This is a genomic window from Streptomyces sp. SID13726, assembly GCF_010548375.1.
GTDB lineage: Bacteria > Actinomycetota > Actinomycetes > Streptomycetales > Streptomycetaceae > Streptomyces.
Genome location: NZ_JAAGLY010000615.1, coordinates 1 through 414, shown reverse-complemented (window position 1 = coordinate 414; position 414 = coordinate 1). Strand labels below are relative to the sequence as shown.

Here is a 414-nt window from a genome sequence, read left to right as displayed (position 1 = left end):
ATGAGGTTGATCCAGATCAGCAGGGCGACCGGCCCGCCGAAGGCGCCGTACATGCTCTTCGCGGCGACCCCTCGCATATAGCCGCTGAGCAGCAGCTTCAGCAGCTCGAAGCCGGCCGCGCCGAGGAGGGCGGCCTGGACGAGGCTGCGGCGCGGCGGTTCGACGCCGGGCAGCAGGGTCAGCACGTACAGGAGGATCAGGAAGGCGGCGAGGACGCCGACGAGGAAGGCTCCGGTGCGCAGGAGCGCGCCGCCCGCGCCGTGCTGCGGCACGCCCAGCCAGCCTCCGAACTTGCCGACCGCGCTGGAGCCGAGGATCGAGGCGGCCGCCGAGGCCAGGCCCACGCCGCCGAGTCCGAGGAGGACGAGGGCGTCCTTGCCCTTGCGCAGGACGGGGTTGCCCAGGTCCTCGTCG

Annotated in this window: 1 protein-coding gene; it reads right to left on the bottom strand. The window is 72.9% G+C overall.

Annotation, left to right across the window (positions count from 1 at the left end):
• On the bottom strand, positions 1-414 hold a 414-nt coding region (locus G3I78_RS49400; RefSeq protein ID WP_164437213.1), incomplete at both ends, for a YhjD/YihY/BrkB family envelope integrity protein.